This is a genomic window from Spirulina subsalsa PCC 9445 (assembly GCF_000314005.1).
Lineage (GTDB): Bacteria > Cyanobacteriota > Cyanobacteriia > Cyanobacteriales > Spirulinaceae > Spirulina_A > Spirulina_A subsalsa.
The window spans coordinates 4,413,573-4,430,781 of the sequence record NZ_JH980292.1 but is presented as its reverse complement, the minus strand read 5'-3'; the positions used below and the strand labels follow the sequence as shown (position 1 = coordinate 4,430,781).

Sequence of the window (17,209 nt, the reverse complement as noted above, 5' to 3'; positions counted from 1 at the left end):
TTACCAAGGACTGCCAACGAGGGTGAAGGCACTCCAGTAGTAGGGATGGGAGAAGTCTTGGCCGGGGGGGGTGTCGGGGCTGGCGCTGAAGTCTTGGCGTATCATGGCGATTTGGGCTTGTCGGAGGGCTTCTGCTTTGACGGGGGCGGTGGTGAGGTGTTGGTAGAAGGAGGACATGAGGGCGAGGGTGCCATCATCGCTGACGTACCAGAGACTGCCGAGGGCGGATTTGACTCCGGCGGCGATCGCAAATCCAGCAAAACCTAATTCCGCTTCGGAGCTCCCCACGGCAGTACGACAGGCACTCAGCACCAGTAAATCAACGGGGGGATTGTTTAAGTTCAGTTCCCGCACACGATTAAGGGGCAGTTTTTGATCCCAGAATTGAATGTAGGAGTTGCTGAAGTCTCCCGCTTGGAATTCGCCGTGGGTGGCAAGGTGTAGGATGGGGTGGGGATTGGTTGCCCGTGCTTCTTGGAAGGAGGAGAGGGTAAATTGTTCGTTGAGGAAGGCCACACCCTGTTTAATGTCTTGGGTAATGCGGGACAATTCTTTAGGAACGGCGGGGAGGGGGGTAGCTTGATCATTGAGGAAGGAGGAGGCGCCCATCGCTAGGACTTTTTCTGCTCTGAGGTCGTTATAACGCCCATCGGTGAGGCTAAAACTGGGCATGAAGCCGAGATTATATTTTTCGATCAGGAACTGTTCTCCGTCGTGGAGGGCGGCTAGGGGGAGCGATCGCAATCCACCATCAAGAATAAAGGAAAGGTTGCTAATCCCCTCGGCTTCTAGGGCTTCTTCTAAGGGGGCTATCAGGACATTGTACAGGTCTTGGGCGGGTTTGAGGTAACTATTGCGGCGAGGATTGGTCACACGGGCGCGATAGTCTGCGGCAAGGGCTAAGACTTGTTCGCGGGTGGCTTCTTCGAGTCTCCAGCGTTTCATACCGCCGTCGGAGGTGACTAGGACTAATTCTAGGCGATCGGTGGGTTGGATGCGATCGCCTTGTGCCAGAAAACTACTCCCCGCCCTACGGGGATATTCCCATAAAGCCATTTCCTCATCTTCCCCCTCCTCTGCTTTAAAAAAGCCATAGACTAACGCCGTTTTTACCCCCGTTATCCGTTCCGTTTCCCGTAATCTCGCCTGGGTTTCCTGTAAGGTTAAACTCGGCGCATTTTCCAGCCCTAAATAAGACGTAAAACTATTAGAAAATTCTCCCTCTAGTGCTTCTAATGCTTCATTCTCTACACTCAGAGAATCTTGACTTCCCCCCTCATTTAAACTTACTTCTTGTTTGGGTTTAGCCTCCTCCTCTTCTGCACGACTTTCTAGGGGTTTTGGCTCAGAATTAACCCCGCCAGGAGACACAACGGTAGCCACTTGAACTTCCGTGTCATTCGCAGAATTGGGTTCAACACCCGGAACAGAAACAATCTTTAAATTATTGTTTTCGTAGGTAAAGAAAAACGAACGATTAGGCAGAATAGTCACCTCTCCCGTCGTAATAGCCCCCAGCGTTCCATTAATGCTCCCATCCCCAATCTTAAAGGGAACTACACCCTGACCACCATGAGCAATGGTAATCTGACCACCATAGAATCCCCCTCCCGTTGCAATACTCGCCAACAAACCAGAAGCCGTTTGAAATGCTCCCGTCACACGGAAAAATTGAGGAGTATTAATCGTAACATTACCACCCCCCATTCTTCCCTGAGTATTGATGCTTTGGGCTTGAATCGTGTCAGTGGCACTTAGGCGAACATCTCCCCCCCAATATTCTTGATTAGAGGTGTTTAACTGCCCCGTTTTAATCCCCCCCTGTAAAGTAGTTAAGCGAACATCACCGCCATAGTAACCATCATTAGAACTTGTGTTAATATTCCCCGTTGTAATCTCACCCCATCCAGTCCATAAATTGACATTTCCACCCCCCCACCAGCCCCAAGTTGAATGGGTATCAATAGTTCCGGTTTTAATCCAGCCAAAATCAGTCCAAGCGTTAATATTCCCCCCATCTCCCCAGTTAGACGAGGCGATTAAATCCCCCACTTCAATAAAGCCATAGTAACTATCTAAATGAATATTTCCCGCTTGATAGCCATAGTCAGAACGAGTATTAATCGTTCCCGTCACAATGTTATAAAAGGGAGTAATCGTCACATTGCCCCCATCTCCCCACCAAGCCGATGTATTAATATTTCCCGTATAAATCGAAGCCCAATCACTATTTAACGTAATCTGTCCCGCTTGATTGCCATAGGTAGATTCTGTCGTGAGATTGCCAGTAACAATTAACCGTTGTGCATCTAGGTTAATATTTCCCCCATCTCCCTCCCAAGCAGAAGCCGTTAAGTTTCCGGTTTTAATCGCTCCTACCCAAGCCGTTAAATTAATATTTCCGGCTTGATAGCCATACTCTGAATGGGTGTTAATATTCCCCGTTGTAATATCATAATATCCCGTGTATAAATTGACATTTCCACCCCCCCAAAAGCCCCAAGTTGAACGGGTATCAATAGTTCCGGTTTTAATCCAGCCAAAATCAGTCCAAGCATTAACATTTCCCCCATCTCCCCAGTTAGACGAGGCGATTAAATCCCCCACTTCAATAAAGCCATAGTAACTATCTAAATCAATATTTCCCGCCTGATTGCCATAGTCAGAACGAGTATTAATCGTTCCCGTCACAATGTTATAAAAGGGAGTAATCCTCACATTGCCCCCATCTCCCCACCAAGCCGATGTATTAATATTTCCCGTATAAATTGAAGCCCAATCACTATTTAACGTAATCTGTCCCGCTTGATTGCCATAGGTAGATTCTGTCGTGAGATTTCCCGTAACAATTAACCGTTGTGCATTTAGGTTAATATTTCCCCCATCTCCCTCCCAAGCAGAAGCCGTTAAGTTTCCGGTTTTAATCTCCCCAACTGCGGCCGTTAAATTAATCGTTCCCGCTTGATTTCCATACTCTGAATGGGTGTTAATATTCCCCGTTGTAATATCATAATATCCCGTGTATAAATTGACATTTCCACCCCCCCAAAAGCCCCAAGTTGAATGGGTATCAATAGTTCCGGTTTTAATCCAGCCAAAATCAGTCCAAGCGTTAATATTCCCCCCATCTCCCCAGTTAGACGAGGCGATTAAATCCCCCACTTCAATAAAGCCATAGGAACTATTTAAATCAATATTTCCCGCTTGATTACCATGTTCAGAACGAGTATTAATCGTTCCCGTCACAATGTTATAAAAGGGATTCAGCGTTACATTACCTCCATCTCCATTCTGGGATGAAGTATTTATATTCCCCGTATAAACTGACCCTTGAGAATTGCTAAAATTAACCGTTCCTCCATTGCCAGATTGACGAGAATTTGCTATAATGTCCCCCGTGCTAATGGTGGAATGAGCTTGAATAGATATGTTCCCACCATCTCCATTGACAGAATAACTATTAATCGAATCGTTGACATTAACTGACCCCGATAAACTCGATAGCTGAATATCTCCGCCTTTGCCATGATAACTAGAGACATCAAAAGCTCCCCATGTCCCACCCCCGGTAATCTGAATAGTATTGACGGCGTTGAGCAAAACATTCCCACCATCTCCTACAGAACCAGAGCTACTATAACTATAAGTGTAAATTGAGCCGTTAACCGTAATGGCATTTTTAGAGTCAATATAAACCGCTCCCCCATCTTGATTACTGGTTATGGTCGAGGTGTTAATTGAACCGGTGTTAATATTGCCCGCTAAACTATGATTTGGGTCGTACCGATTGGTCAGTAAAACAACACCATTGGGGGCAGAAACTTGAATGTTGCCCGTCGTAATTGCGGCAGAGGTTACGCCGGAATGGGTAGCCGTTGGAGCGTTAGCTGTTCCCCCGTTGCCCGGTGCGCCTCCCCAGAGATTCCAGTTAATCCCAGCGCGAATGTCTAGGGTAGGATTCCCAGAACCATCAATTTCTAAAGATGTGCCATTACTTAAAAAAACTTGGGCTAAGTCGGCAATAGTATCTACTCCATTAAAGGTGTTCCAATTGTTAGGATTAATAGATTGGTCAGTAGTATCTACTCCAGTGATGTTAATATCCCCAGTGGTGACACTGCCCCCCGCTAAAATATGTAGGGATGCTCCGCTATAGTTGCCGATGGAAACGTTACCTTGGGCGAAAATAATTGGGTCATCGGGACTGGCTAGATCCCCTATACTCCCATCTAGTTGTTCAATGCGGAAATCTCCTCCGGTAAAATAGTGAGCGTCGCCGTTAACGGTGCTGCTGGAACGTAAGGTTAAATCTTGCCCTGCCCAGAGTCCACTTTCCGAATGGTTGAGGGCTGAAATATTAATTTTTTGCTGGCCTTGTACTAACAAATTCCCACCAGCTTGGGCAATAAAGGGGGCGCTGGGGCTATCTTGAATCAAAACGCGCTCTGCTAGGAGGGACATATTGCCTAAACTGTACAGTTGGCTATTGATGAGGGCTAAGTTTCCTTGGGCAGAAATGAGGGTGTTTCCGGCCTGACTCTGCTGCACGAAAACATCCCCGGTGTTGAGGGGGGTGTTGCTGTGGGAGAGGGTGACTTCTCCGGTGGGAGTGGCGCTTAATCCTGTCTCAGAGGCCCCTGTGAGGAGACTGGGCAGGTCTAAGGGGGAAAAGGGGATGATTTGGCCTTGGGTGTCGCGGGGGGCTTCTATTTCGAGGCTGAGGAGGTGTCCGGGAAGGGACAAACGAATGCGACTACTTTGGGGGACTGAGGCAATGATGAGGTTGCCTGTGGGGGCATTTAATCCGCCTGTACTAATCACAGTTCCGGCTAAAAGGCCTAAGTTGTGGCCGGGGGTGACGCTTAAATGGCTGGCGTTGATAATGCTGCCGGAGGAGGACAAATCAAAGGCAAACTGGGAGGGGGTACCGATGAGGGTTTGATAGTCATTTTCGCCCCAAGCGTTGAACCATTGATTCTCCCCAAAGCCTATCCCGGTGGCGGTTGTGGCGAAGAAGTCGGCGGGAACGTTCAGTTGGGCGTGGGGGCCAAAAATAATCCCGGCCGGATTCATTAAGTAAAGGTTGGAGTTGCCGCCACTGACTTGGATTAAGCCGTTAATATGAGAAGGATCTCCCCCAACGATGCGGCCGAGGATGTTTTCAATTTGCGGGTTAGAGAGAAAGTTGGCGATTTGCCCGGGGTTAAGTCCGAATTGTTGCAAACTGTGGAAAAGGTTGGCTCCGTCGCCGGATAAGCTGCCTCCGGTGATGTCAATGCGATCGCCATTTTCCAGAATAATCGTCCCCGTGCCATCCTGGGCGGGGGTGATGGTTTGGGCGTTCAGGGGTACAGCGTGGGAGACTAAGACCGTTCCCAAAGTGTAGCCAGCAATTTTAGCTGAAGGGGAAACCAACGCACTAACTCGACCCCACATCGATTGAACTTGTCCTCTAACCTTACTCATCTCTTCCCATCCCGTGAGTGCTAAAAAATACTCAGTTATAACATAATGATTCCCTGGTCTTTGATGCTGACCCTAAAGTGATAAACTTCACCTTTGATTGAAAGTCCTCGCCGTTAGGATTCAATAACCCCTAATTTGATGATGGCATAGTTCAACAAAATTGAATGTATAGACTTGGTGAAGTTGTTAATGCCCAGCAAAAGCACCAAGTCTATGGACAAAAATAACCCGTTCATCCTCTAGCCCAAGCAAAGAAAAAACTCTGGTCTGCTCTAGAGTTTTTTCTCTGCTCAACGCTTATTAATTTTAGTCAAATCACCCTAGAAGCTTTAATCTCCCTCACTCATTCACTCCAAAAGAAAACCAAAAGTGACTAATTTTTTTCAATCTTCCTCGATTAAACTCTATAATCATTAACAGATACCCCCCAAGCCTCACCCATCGTTATGTTATCCCTATCCCCGACCCTACAAGCTAAACTCTCCACCCCCCTCACCATCGGCACCGTGCAAGTTAACAGTCGGGTGTTACAATCTCCCCTTTCCGGTGTCACGGATTTAGTGTTTCGCCGCTTAGTGCGACGTTATGCCCCCAGTTCCATGCTTTATACTGAAATGGTACAAGCTTCGGAAATTCACCACCTCCAAGAACTTCCCCGAGTGATGGAAGTAGACCCTCAAGAACATCCAATTAGTATTCAACTCTTTGATTGTCGCCCAGATTTTATGGCAGAGGCCGCACGAAAAGCTTTTGCTCAGGGAGCAGATACCATTGATATAAATATGGGCTGTCCGGTGAATAAAATCACCAAAAAAGGGGGCGGTTCTTCTCTCCTTCGTCAGCCCGAAATTGCGGTAGAAATTGTTAAAACGGTGGTGGAAGCCGTGCCAATTCCCGTAACAGTAAAAACCCGCATTGGCTGGGATGATCACGAAATTAATATTCTAGATTTTGCCCGACGTTTAGAGGATGCGGGAGCGCAAATGTTAACCCTTCATGGACGGACTCGCGCTCAAGGTTATACAGGAGCAGCGCGCTGGGAATGGATTGCCAAAGTGAAGGAACTTCTCTCTATTCCGGTGATTGCTAATGGGGATATTTTTTCGGTAGAAAGTGCGGTGCGTTGTTTAACGGAAACGGGGGCGGATGGAGTAATGTGTTCTCGTGGAACCTTGGGTTATCCGTTTTTGGTGGGAGAGATTGACTACTTTTTGCAAACGGGGCAGTTGTTACCCCAACCGTCTTTAGCGGAGCGGTTACAATGTGCGAAGGAGCATTTACAAGGGTTATGGGAGTATAAAGGACAACGGGGAATTTATCAGTCTCGGAAGCACATGACTTGGTATGTGAAAGGGTTTCCGGGGGCGGGGGAGTTACGGGAGCAGTTGTCGCGGATTACGTCGGTTGAGGAGGGTTATTTTTTGTTAGATAATGTCGGCGCTCCCGACTCCCCGGATCAATCTGGGGGTAAAGGGAGAGTCGCTTGAGGTCTGGGAGTGGGGGAGGGTTCAGGACTAGGGGTAGGGGAGGGCTCCGTTTCCGCTTCGGGAGTCGGTGAGGGCGTGGTTTCCACTTCCGGGGAGGGTTGGGGACTAGGAGAAGGCTCTGCGTCCACTTCTGGAGGGGTTGGAGGGGCTTCTGTGAGACGTTGCCAAGGAATAGCCGACTGGTCGAGCAATTGCGTAGAAATAGCGGCGGCACCGAATAAGTTTAGATGACTGGGATCGGCAAAATAGCCATTTTGATTGAGCCACTGACGACTTAAATCAATAAAAATAAACCTTTGACGGTTGGCTTGTTGCTGCATAAACGCCTGAAATTGATTCTCAAACCTCTGCCGAGTGCTGTCTAAATAATCTTGAGAGAGGGGAAGATTCACAAATACTAGGGGAATATTTTGTGCTTGGGTGTACTGGGTTAAACGTTGGAGTGCTGACGTTTGTACCCCGGTGAGATTAAAATTTTGGTAGTCTCCATCATATAATCCTGCCACTCGGGGGAATTGTTGATAATAAAGAGCGGGGTCAAAACGGCGAGATTCAGGTAAAAAGCCGTTAGCATCAATTTTTCTGACTAAATCCGCCCAAGCGGAGTGGGGATTAAAACCGAATAACAGAGGCCACGGAGGGAGGGGGCGACGACTTTGGAGGGGGATACAGTGGTTATAACTGGGGACTTCGGGGGTGGGTAAACGGGGGCGTTCCCCTTGGCTGAGGTGTTCCGATCCGGGGGAGTTGGCGATCGCCTCATAAGTCCGATCCGGTCGTCCACTATTGAGCGCCCGCACCCCATCGGCCCAAATAATTAACTTCGGTAATTGTTCCGTCGTCAACAATTCTCGCACCAACCAATCCACCACTTGAGCCGTTGCCCCATTAATACCAAAATTAAACACCCGCACATTGGGCTGTCCCTGACGGGCTAATCCCGCTTGGATGTGGCGAGGGTCAACCCCTTGGATAGCCCGAGAACTCCCGACAATCAGCACATCTGGGGTGTCAAGGGCGATTTGATAGGAAAGAAATAACCGTAACTGTTCGTCTACAAAATCACTGTTAAAGGTGGGAAAAATGGGGTCTGGGTGTAGGGCGCTGGCCTGTTGTTGAACTACCGTTAAATTTTGTTGATATTCTCTGACCTTTTTCTGGGCAAAAGTCCATTTGGGATGATCTGGGGGGATCGACTGCATTCGTTCGATGGCCTGCATCCAATACAACACCCCTAAATTCCAATCCTCCAAACTGCTGGCCTTCTGGGTCGTTTGCACCGCTTGGTTGGCTTTGGCGATCGCCTCCTGAAAGGGTTCCTGACTGAGACACAGGAGAGTAGGGGAGGGGGAGGGAGTGGCACGGTCTACAAAAGGAAAAGAGGACACCCCCTCTTCCGTTAACCGTTCAATGGAAGCACAGCCCACCAAACCCCACAGGGTTAGTACCCACACCGGACAACATAGCCATTGAATCCTAGAGATCATAGGACAGGAACAGTAAACAGTAATCAGTAAACAGTAAACCGTAAACGGTCATCAGTCATCAATTCCCTATCCCCCACAGCTAAGTCAACCAGTCCGTCAAGGTTGTTTCCTGTTCTCTTTGCTAATCCTTTACAAAAAAATAGTACGTTTAAACCAAAAAAAGGCGCAATTTGTTGCTTTGATGAAGCTAAAAACTTTTTTCGGAAAATATTAGGCTAAATCCCTGTCATTTGCAGTTGAATTCACTACAATATCAAACAGCAAATCCCCAAGGAAAAGGTCAGGTTGTGTGAAGCGACATCTCACAGTCGTCTGTTCCACACGGATCTGAGAGGACTCAACTCGAATGAGATTAAACAACTCAAGGGTTTTTTAATTCCCTTTCCTGTCGGGAATCCCTTCATCGACAATAACCTCCAAAGATGATGGTATCTTAACGCCATTTTTTGTAAGAGAGGTTACAATCGAGAAGGTTTTTAAGTTGTCCTGTCTCAAAGGACGATTGTTCATTGCCTCAGAAAACCTGTTACGGGTGGTGTGAGTTTTGGGAATACTAAGCTTGGAATTCTCAAACAGAGAAAGGGGCAATGTCCAAATACCTTGGATGTCATCTGAATAGATGCCCAACAAATTATCTAATGTGATGTTCTGGTCTTGAACTGAAGGAGCAAGAGGAAAAACGGCATGACCCAGGCGAACTATGATCTCGCAACTATCACCCAGCCTCAGAATGAATTCGAGTTTCTGATTGACGAAGGCGGGGTTGATGCAGCAGTAATAAAAGAAGAACTGCTTAACTCAGAGGAACCCGAAAAGGTCAAAAGTACGCCCTCGGCACGTCGCCGAGATCAGACGAAGAAGAAACCTTACACTGAGGACTCGATTCGAGTTTATTTACAAGAAATTGGTCGTATTCGGCTGTTACGGGCAGAAGAAGAAATTGAACTCGCCCGTCAAATTGCGGAGTTACTGGAATTTGAGCGAGTTCGCGATCATCTATTGGATTCTTTAGACCGAGAACCGACCTTGGAAGAATGGGCGCAGGAAGTGGGTATGGAGCGCCCGGATTTCCGTCGTCGTCTCTTTTTAGGTCGTCGAGCCAAGGACAAAATGGTACAGTCGAACCTGCGTTTAGTGGTGTCGATTGCTAAAAAATATATGAATCGTGGCTTATCCTTCCAAGATTTAATTCAAGAAGGATCATTAGGTCTAATTCGGGCGGCCGAAAAATTTGACCACGCCAAAGGTTATAAATTTTCCACCTATGCGACTTGGTGGATTCGTCAAGCGATTACCCGGGCGATTGCCGACCAATCTCGCACCATTCGCCTCCCGGTTCATCTCTACGAAACCATTTCTCGCATCAAAAAAACTACAAAAATCCTTTCTCAAGAAATGGGACGCAAACCGACTGAGGAAGAGATTGCTACTCGCATGGAAATGACCATCGAGAAGTTGCGCTTTATCGCTAAATCTGCACAACTGCCGATTTCCTTAGAAACCCCCATTGGGAAAGAAGAGGATTCCCGTCTGGGGGATTTTATTGAGGCCGATGGGGAAACTCCCGAGGATCAAGTGTCTAAAAACCTGTTGCGGGAAGACCTAGAAAACGTCCTCGACACCCTCAGCCCTCGGGAACGGGATGTTTTACGTCTGCGCTATGGTTTAGATGATGGCCGCATGAAAACCCTTGAGGAAATTGGTCAAATCTTCAATGTCACCCGTGAGCGAATTCGGCAAATTGAAGCTAAAGCCCTGCGTAAGTTACGACATCCCAACCGGAACAGTATCTTGAAAGAGTATATCCGTTAAGTTTCGTAACAGTCTGTGACGGCGATCGCAAGAATCCCCTCCAATACCCTCTAAGCGGCTGGATTCAGGGGGATTGTGCGATCGCATTGTCCTCGTTAGTCGAAAAGGCCAATCCGGGGCAATTCGGCGGAGAAACCCGCGTCGTACCGCCTAAGCCTCATGGTTTCGTCGAAGATCCCCCCCACCTGTCTGAAGAGTGCTGCTCATCTCGCTTTTTACCTTGGCTCATTAACGGCTCCCTCACATTAGATTAAGCTACTAGAAGCGATATTACTCGGATGAAAGGGGATGCCTGAAAAACTAAAAATTATGGTCGTGGATGATGAGAAGGACAATCTGGATCTGTTGTATCGTACCTTCCGACGGACTTTTAAGGTGTTGAAAGTGGATAGTCCGGCGATCGCACTAGAAATGCTCACTCAAGACAGTGACGTTGTGGCCGTGGTTTCCGATCAAAGTATGCCGGAAATGAGCGGCATCCAATTGTTAAGCAAAATTAAGCATCAATATCCTAGAATTGTGCGGATTTTACTGACGGGGTATTCCGATGAACAGTTAGTCGAAGCTGGGGAAGACTTGGACTCCGCCGAGGTCTTTCGTTGTGTTTCTAAACCTTGTCAACCGGAAACCCTCCAATCGGTTTTACAAGAAGCGGTGGAGGTTTATCAAGACCAAATGTAACTTCTTCATTGCCTAGATAGGGTCATTCACCTTAACGTCTGGCATGAAGACTCTTCTTCTTTTCAAGCGGTCGTGAACAGTTTTTCCTTCTGATAACTGTTCACGGCTAACTTTTTTTGTCTTCATCAAAACTTTATATAACAGACAGTTTGAAGAAAGAACTTCATCAGAACTTTATAGACTTTCCGTAATTTCCTGTATATAGTAAAGACTCAGTGAAATTCCTTTAAGTATAAACAGTGACGATGATTCAGAGTGTATCCAGTCTGATCTTGACTTTCTCCGTAATTACTGTTACCTCGGGAGGGGTACTTTTAAGCGTTATGGGTGCCCAAGTTTCCGATCCTAATGGTTGTGCCATCAGCCCAGATAATATAGGCTGTGAAATGAATCGCCCTTTTGATGTCCAAGAGTCTGACGCAGATTCTGATGAAAACATCAATTTTGAGACGATGTTCTCCCTAGAACAGGAATAATCCTCAACGTCTGACCTGTTACCAAACCGTTCATTAATCTCCAAGGGATTCACTCGATTTATCTTCGTCTTTCGCTTCATTCTGACGTGACATCCTCCCGACGCTGACCCTACGGGTACAGCGCGGGACTTATAGCTCCCCGAACCCCTCAAAAGTTAACAGCCTGACAAGGCAAATTTCGGCAACAAACGGTCTAAAACTTGTTTTAAAACCATCGCCGTCCAATCAATATCTTCTAGGGTGGTTTCTCTGCCCAAGGTGAACCGAATTCCGGCTAAAGCTTCTTGATCGGAATAGCCCATTGCTTTGAGAATGGGACTGGGGCTTAATTTGCCACTATGGCAGGCCGATCCGGCGCTGATGCCAATGCCTGCGAGGTTTAATTGTCGGACGAGGGTTTTTCCGGTGATCTCCCCTTGGGTTAAACAGAGACTAACATGATGGGGGAGACGATGTAACCGATCTCCGGTGGGGATGAGGTAGGGACAACAAGCCAATTGATCAAATAGGCGATCGCGCAGTTCTCGTAGACGAGGGGTTTCCGTCACCATTTCCCCCAGCGCCCACTCAGCCGCCACCCCAAACCCGGCAATAGTTGGCACCGCTTGAGTACCCGATCTTAAACGTTGTTCCTGTCCTCCCCCATAAATCATCGGGGCCAGTTGCACCCCCTCCCGAACATACAAAGCCCCAGATCCTTGGGGTCCATAGAGTTTATGACCCGAGAGGGACAGTAAATCCACCCCCAACTGCTGCACATCAAGGGGTAGTCTCCCCGCCACTTGTACCGCGTCGGTGTGGAATAATACCCCGTGACATCGAGCCATTTGGGCTAAAGTTTCAATGGGTTGCAGGGTGCCGACTTCACTCTGACCGTAAATAATAGACACTAGGACGGTATTGGGTTTTAAGGCGGCCTTGAGGTCAAGGGGGTTAACCCTTCCTTGGCGATTGACGGGGAGACGGGTGACTTGCCAACCTTGTTGTTCTAGAATTCGGGCGGGTTCTGCGATCGCCGAATGTTCCACCGAGGAAATAATTAAATGCTGGGGAGTCCGGTATTGTTGTGTCACCCCGAAAATCGCCCAGTTATCTGCTTCTGTCCCCCCCGAGGTGAAGAAAATGCCCTCGGGATTCGGAGCATTAATCAATTGAGCCACCTGTAACCGGGCTGTTTCCATCACCGTAGCCGCCCGTTGACCCCAAGCATGAAGACTCGAAGGATTGCCCCATTCTTGCTGAAGGACTTCTTGGATACGGGCAGTCACTTCAGGACGTTGCGGTGTTGTCGCGCTGTAATCCAGATAAATTTGCATAATTCTTGGGGGAGGTTTGAGAGCAGATAAACTAAGCCACAAGATGAGTCCGATTCCTCATTGAGATCCCGTTTAACTGCCGGGTTTACAAACATTGTAATCTTCATGGGAAATTACCGCTTCTGGGATAACTAAATTGCCATGATCTCGACAGATCAGACGATAATTTCGGGTGACAGGAATACTAATTACAAAACGGTCGTGGCGCAGTCGTTTACCGCGAAATTGGCGATAATCTTGCTGTTGTTGCAGGCTGGTAATAATATGTCTGGCTTTGATCACCACATTTTTAGGGAGTTCACTCAGGTCAATGGCATCGTGGGCAAAAGTGGCCTCCCACGATTTTTTTTCTCGCTTTTTCCGTTCCCGATCTTCTTCTTTTTGCGCACATCGATGGCAGGTTTGACCATACCCTTTGTGACCGCAAGGAAACTGTTTCTTTCGTCTAGCCATAAGACCATTTGTTCTTGAACATCTAGAGCTATAAGTCAAGTTTATAGCTCCAGATTTTCGGAGATATTACTAACTCTGCTTTCCAATTCAATTGGATTTCCAGATTGAGCGGCACTCACCCCTACTGACTTGTATCTTCAGATTAGGTTCTTCAGATTAGGTTCTTCAGATTAGGCGGCTAATCTAGTTGGTTGATGCCAACTTGGGCGTTACTTCCGAGGTGCCCCCGTAAATCCTCTTATAACAGTAGGATAACACAGCACTGACCCAAAACTCCCCGTGACATCCTCCCGACACCGACCCTAGGGGTACGGTGCGGGCTTCCCCATATTACTATGAGGTCTTCCTGCTTCTACGGGAGGCTCTAGATGTCTTTTTAGGGACATCCCCGTTCGCGTTCACTTCGTGACGCTTCGCGAACGCAAAGCGTTGCGTAGCAAAGCGTCACGAAGTGAACATGCACTCGTTGAGACAAGTCTTTCTTACCAGTCACTACACCACAATTCTGACAAATTTGGCTCGTGAAATTAGCATCAACTTTCTCAAAATAAACATCTCGTTTCCAGGCCACGTGCTTTAAGACCTCTAGAAAACCCCCAAAACCAGCATCAAGGGTAGGTTTACACAACATCCCTCTAGACATGGCTTTTAGATTCAAATCTTCGGCAAAGTCGCAGTAAGCTTTCGACCCCGGGATAGGTGGATCTACTTTCGGGATCCGGCTAATTAAAAATTGCTGCACTGCGACGATCCACCGGCCAATCTTCATTCACCCCCCCAATAATAACCTGACGCAGGGTGAGATATTCTCGACTCAGTTGAGTCAGAGCATTAATTAAAACATCGACCGCTATTAAATCACTGGTGCCTAAATCTAGCCAACAACGGCCCCAAGTTCCGGTATATTCAAAATCACTCATATTGTGCATGGGAGCCATCAGCGCGGCTTCTGCGGTCGCCGAATTATACTCCATGTAACTAATATCAACTCCAGTTTCTGTTACCTGTAAATTTTCTGCATTGAACCCTCCTAATTTGCCCAAATAGAACCAAGAATTAAACAATTCTTCAACATATTGCTGTTCTAGGGGGGAGGGAATATTCTCAAATTCTAGCCAAATCCACAGATCAAAGGGATTGAATTCACGAAATTGTATGTTCATACATTGGGTTGATTTACGGTGCTATCCGGTCAAATTTTAGACTATCCTAGAGGATAACAGATTGAGCTTGAGTTATGGTTCATTTTACCTCGCCGGATGAGCATGAGCGTCTCCAGGTGTTGTATCGTTATCAGATTTTAGATACTCCCCCGGAAGCGGTTTTTGACCGCATTACTGCTTTGGCTACTCGCATTTTGAATGTGCCGATTGCTCTCATCAGTCTGGTGGAGCGCGATCGCATTTTTTTTAAATCCCGGCAAGGCATTGATACCCCAGAAGTAGACCGGGAGGGGAGTTGGTGCGGTCAGGCCATGTTTGCTCAGGGAGTCTACTGGGTAGCTGATTTGCTAGAACATCCCCTCTGGTCTAATCATTCCTTTGTCCGGGAGAAACAATTACGTTTTTATGCGGCCAGTCCCCTCTGTACGACCACAGGACACCGTTTAGGCACCCTCTGCGTCATGGATTATCATCCCCACCCTTTAGACGGGGAAAAAAGCGCCATTTTGGCCGCCTTGGGGGAATTGGTAGTGGAACAGATGGACTTACGATTAGCAACCCGTCGTTTAGTGACAACGGAAAAGGCGTTAAAGCATAGCGAGTCAAGATTTCGGCAGTTTGTGGAGCAAGCGGCCGATGTGTTCCTGATTTATGATGAAATGGGGTTCGTCTTAGACACCAATCAAGCCGCCTGTGATTTTCTCGGTTATAGTCGGGAGGAGTTATTACGCCTTCCCATGCACTTGATTACCTCCCATTGGCATCCCCAACAGTACGGAACCGCCTTGTTAACGGGTCAAGTGTACCGCCAGATGGATCATTATCGCTGCAAGGATGGCACTTTAATGCCTGTTGAGGTACGTTTAGGCTGGATTGAAATTGACGAACAGCGTTGGATTCATGCCATTGCTCGGGATATTCGCGATCGCCTCATTGTTGAACGAAAACTCAAGCAACAAGCGGACCGTCAACGTTTAAGTTACAGCCTCACCCAAAGTTTACGCCGTACTCTTCATTTAGATGACATATTGCTTACCACAGTAGCTGAACTTTGTCAACTGTTCTCCACCGATCGGGTGGCGATTTTTCGTTTCTTAAACCCCCATCAAGGGCAAGTCGTCGCGGAGTCCGTTGTACCCCCTTGGCTGTCCATTGAAGGGGAATATTTTACCGATCTTTGTATTCAACAAACCTTTGAGAACTTGTCTCAACAGGAACAAATTTTAATTCAACATCCCAACATTGATCAAGGAAACTTGAGTCTTTGTCATCTGGAGTTATTGCGCCAACTTCAAGTCAAAGCGTATTGTGTCCTCCCCATTTTTTTAGCTCAGGAATTATGGGGTTTGTTAGTGGTTCATCATTGTACAGCCCCTCGTCAGTGGGAGGAGTGGGAAATAGACTTATTATTAGAGTTAGCGAATCAATTAGCCATTGCCATTCAACACAGCCAACTCTATGAAAAAACTCAATATCAAGCCCAACGGGAACAAACCATTCATCAAGTCGTAAAGGCGATGCGTCGTTCCCTGAATTTAGATACAATTTTTTCAACAGTTGTCAATTCCCTAGGAGATTTACTCTTCGTGGATCGTGTGATTATCGTTGAATATCGGGCTGAGGAGAAAGTCTGGATTCACGTTGCTGAATACCGAAAAACGTCTGAACTTGCTTCTTCAATTGGGGATACAATTGAAGATGAAAATAACCCTATTGCAGAACGTTTAAAGGCATTAAAAATAGTCAAAATTGATGACACAATGGATCTCCATGATCCAATCAATTACAACCTAAGCCAAAATTTCGGGGGGGCTTGGTTACTAATTCCCCTCAGCTATGATAATCAGTTATGGGGAAGTTTAACTTTGATGCGTTCTCCCCAGAGATTGCAAGCCTGGAGTCCACACGAAATCAAAGTAGCTCAAGAAATTGCCGATCATTTAGCCATTGCAATTGAACAATCTTGTCTCTATCACCAACTGGAAAAAGCGAATCAGGAACTTAGTCAATTAGCCTGTCTGGATGGTTTAACAGGCGTGGCGAATCGTCGGCAATTTGATGAATACTTTTGTCTGCAATGGAATCGGGGAGAACAAGAGGCTATCCCCTTATCTTTAATCTTAGTAGATATTGACTTTTTTAAGCCCTATAATGATACCTATGGTCATCAAGCGGGAGATGATGCCCTAAGACAAGTTGCCCAAGCTTTAACCCATTCAGTGAGTCAAAATAGTGATCTAGTGGCACGTTATGGGGGAGAAGAATTTGCGCTAATTTTACCGAACACCCCCCTAGAACAAGCCCAAAAAATTGCTGAAAATATTCAAGCCCAAGTAGCCGCTTTACAGATTCCTCATAGTGCTTCTTTAATTAGTCCTTGGATAACAGTGAGTATGGGACTAGCTACGATTATTCCTCAGCCTCATCTGTCTCCTCAAGAATTTGTGACTTCTGTCGATTGTTGTTTGTATCAAGCGAAAGCTAAAGGTCGCAATTGTTATCAAAACATGGCGCGGGAAAACCTCCCCCTTTAGGGCAGCGATACGCTGTACTCCCTAGCCTATGGGATTTCCTTTCGACAGTCCTCTAAGCCCTACAGGCAGGCTGCGCCAACGGGAGAGCGCGGGGTAACTGGCGGAGATTCCTAAAATGTCAAAAGAGAACTTCCGTTAGAACCAATAGATTGAACAGATGGTCTTTTGAGCGAACGAAGGACTCTAGCCTCAGCCTCCCGTAGAAGCAGGAAAGCCTCATAGTAATATGGGGAAGCCCGCACCGTACCCCTAGGGTCGGTGTCGGGAGGATGTCACTCCTTGCCATCGTAATCTCTCTAGTGGTACACTTGTTGTAACAGTAACCCGTAATGTG

The 17,209-nt window shown here is 47.1% G+C and carries 11 protein-coding genes and 1 pseudogene; 6 read left to right on the top strand and 6 right to left on the bottom strand.

Going from position 1 to position 17,209, the window contains the following annotated elements:
- The gene (locus SPI9445_RS27850; protein ID WP_083883571.1) at nucleotides 1-5,466 is read right to left on the bottom strand and encodes a CHAT domain-containing protein; all 5,466 of its coding nucleotides are present in this window, start codon (nucleotides 5,464-5,466) and stop codon (nucleotides 1-3) included.
- Nucleotides 5,467-5,912: 446 nt separating this feature from the next.
- Between SPI9445_RS27850 and dusB the strand changes: the two genes are divergently transcribed.
- Nucleotides 5,913-6,953 carry a tRNA dihydrouridine synthase DusB gene (dusB, locus tag SPI9445_RS0120200; protein WP_017306600.1) on the top strand — a complete coding sequence of 347 codons (1,041 nt, stop codon included), beginning with the start codon at nucleotides 5,913-5,915 and terminating at the stop codon, nucleotides 6,951-6,953.
- Here the strand turns inward: dusB and SPI9445_RS0120195 are convergent.
- Complete coding sequence (locus SPI9445_RS0120195) at nucleotides 6,923-8,440, bottom strand: hypothetical protein (protein WP_100227102.1); 1,518 nt, start codon at nucleotides 8,438-8,440, stop codon at nucleotides 6,923-6,925. The genes dusB and SPI9445_RS0120195 overlap by 31 nt on opposite strands.
- Nucleotides 8,441-9,124: 684 nt before the next feature.
- Between SPI9445_RS0120195 and rpoD the strand changes: the two genes are divergently transcribed.
- The 4 genes from rpoD to SPI9445_RS30775 all read left to right on the top strand — a co-directional run bounded on the left by rpoD (nucleotide 9,125) and on the right by SPI9445_RS30775 (nucleotide 11,409).
- On the top strand, nucleotides 9,125-10,252 hold the full coding sequence (gene rpoD, locus SPI9445_RS0120190) for an RNA polymerase sigma factor RpoD (protein WP_017306598.1): 1,128 nt from the start codon (nucleotides 9,125-9,127) through the stop codon (nucleotides 10,250-10,252).
- A gap of 86 nt (nucleotides 10,253-10,338) precedes the next feature.
- Nucleotides 10,339-10,506, top strand: coding sequence for a hypothetical protein (locus SPI9445_RS30780; RefSeq protein WP_164674568.1), 168 nt, complete (start codon nucleotides 10,339-10,341; stop codon nucleotides 10,504-10,506).
- Nucleotides 10,507-10,540: 34 nt separating this feature from the next.
- Nucleotides 10,541-10,933, top strand: coding sequence for a response regulator (locus SPI9445_RS0120185; RefSeq protein ID WP_017306597.1), 393 nt, complete (start codon nucleotides 10,541-10,543; stop codon nucleotides 10,931-10,933).
- A 323-nt stretch (nucleotides 10,934-11,256) separates the two neighbouring features.
- Entirely contained in the window at nucleotides 11,257-11,409 is a 153-nt protein-coding gene (locus tag SPI9445_RS30775; protein ID WP_017306596.1) for a hypothetical protein, read from the top strand.
- A 155-nt stretch (nucleotides 11,410-11,564) separates the two neighbouring features.
- Here the strand turns inward: SPI9445_RS30775 and SPI9445_RS0120175 are convergent, their stop codons facing one another.
- From SPI9445_RS0120175 to SPI9445_RS0120160, 4 genes and pseudogenes are all read right to left on the bottom strand, one after another.
- Nucleotides 11,565-12,725, bottom strand: coding sequence for a cysteine desulfurase family protein (locus SPI9445_RS0120175; RefSeq protein ID WP_017306595.1), 1,161 nt, complete (start codon nucleotides 12,723-12,725; stop codon nucleotides 11,565-11,567).
- 72 nt (nucleotides 12,726-12,797) lie between these two features.
- Nucleotides 12,798-13,178: a DUF7682 family zinc-binding protein gene (locus SPI9445_RS0120170; protein ID WP_017306594.1), complete on the bottom strand. Its 381-nt coding sequence runs from the start codon at nucleotides 13,176-13,178 to the stop codon at nucleotides 12,798-12,800.
- Between the two features lie 333 nt (nucleotides 13,179-13,511).
- Nucleotides 13,512-13,848, bottom strand: a pseudogene (locus SPI9445_RS32225) (zinc ribbon domain-containing protein); the annotation flags it as partial.
- A 52-nt stretch (nucleotides 13,849-13,900) separates the two neighbouring features.
- Nucleotides 13,901-14,341 carry a DUF3531 family protein gene (locus tag SPI9445_RS0120160; protein ID WP_017306592.1) on the bottom strand — a complete coding sequence of 147 codons (441 nt, stop codon included), beginning with the start codon at nucleotides 14,339-14,341 and terminating at the stop codon, nucleotides 13,901-13,903.
- A 74-nt stretch (nucleotides 14,342-14,415) separates the two neighbouring features.
- Here SPI9445_RS0120160 and SPI9445_RS27845 point away from each other — a divergent pair, with 74 nt between their 5' ends.
- Nucleotides 14,416-16,875 (top strand): GAF domain-containing protein, encoded by a 2,460-nt coding sequence (locus SPI9445_RS27845; RefSeq protein ID WP_017306591.1) that lies wholly within the window; start codon nucleotides 14,416-14,418, stop codon nucleotides 16,873-16,875.
- Nucleotides 16,876-17,209: the final 334 nt, after the last annotated feature.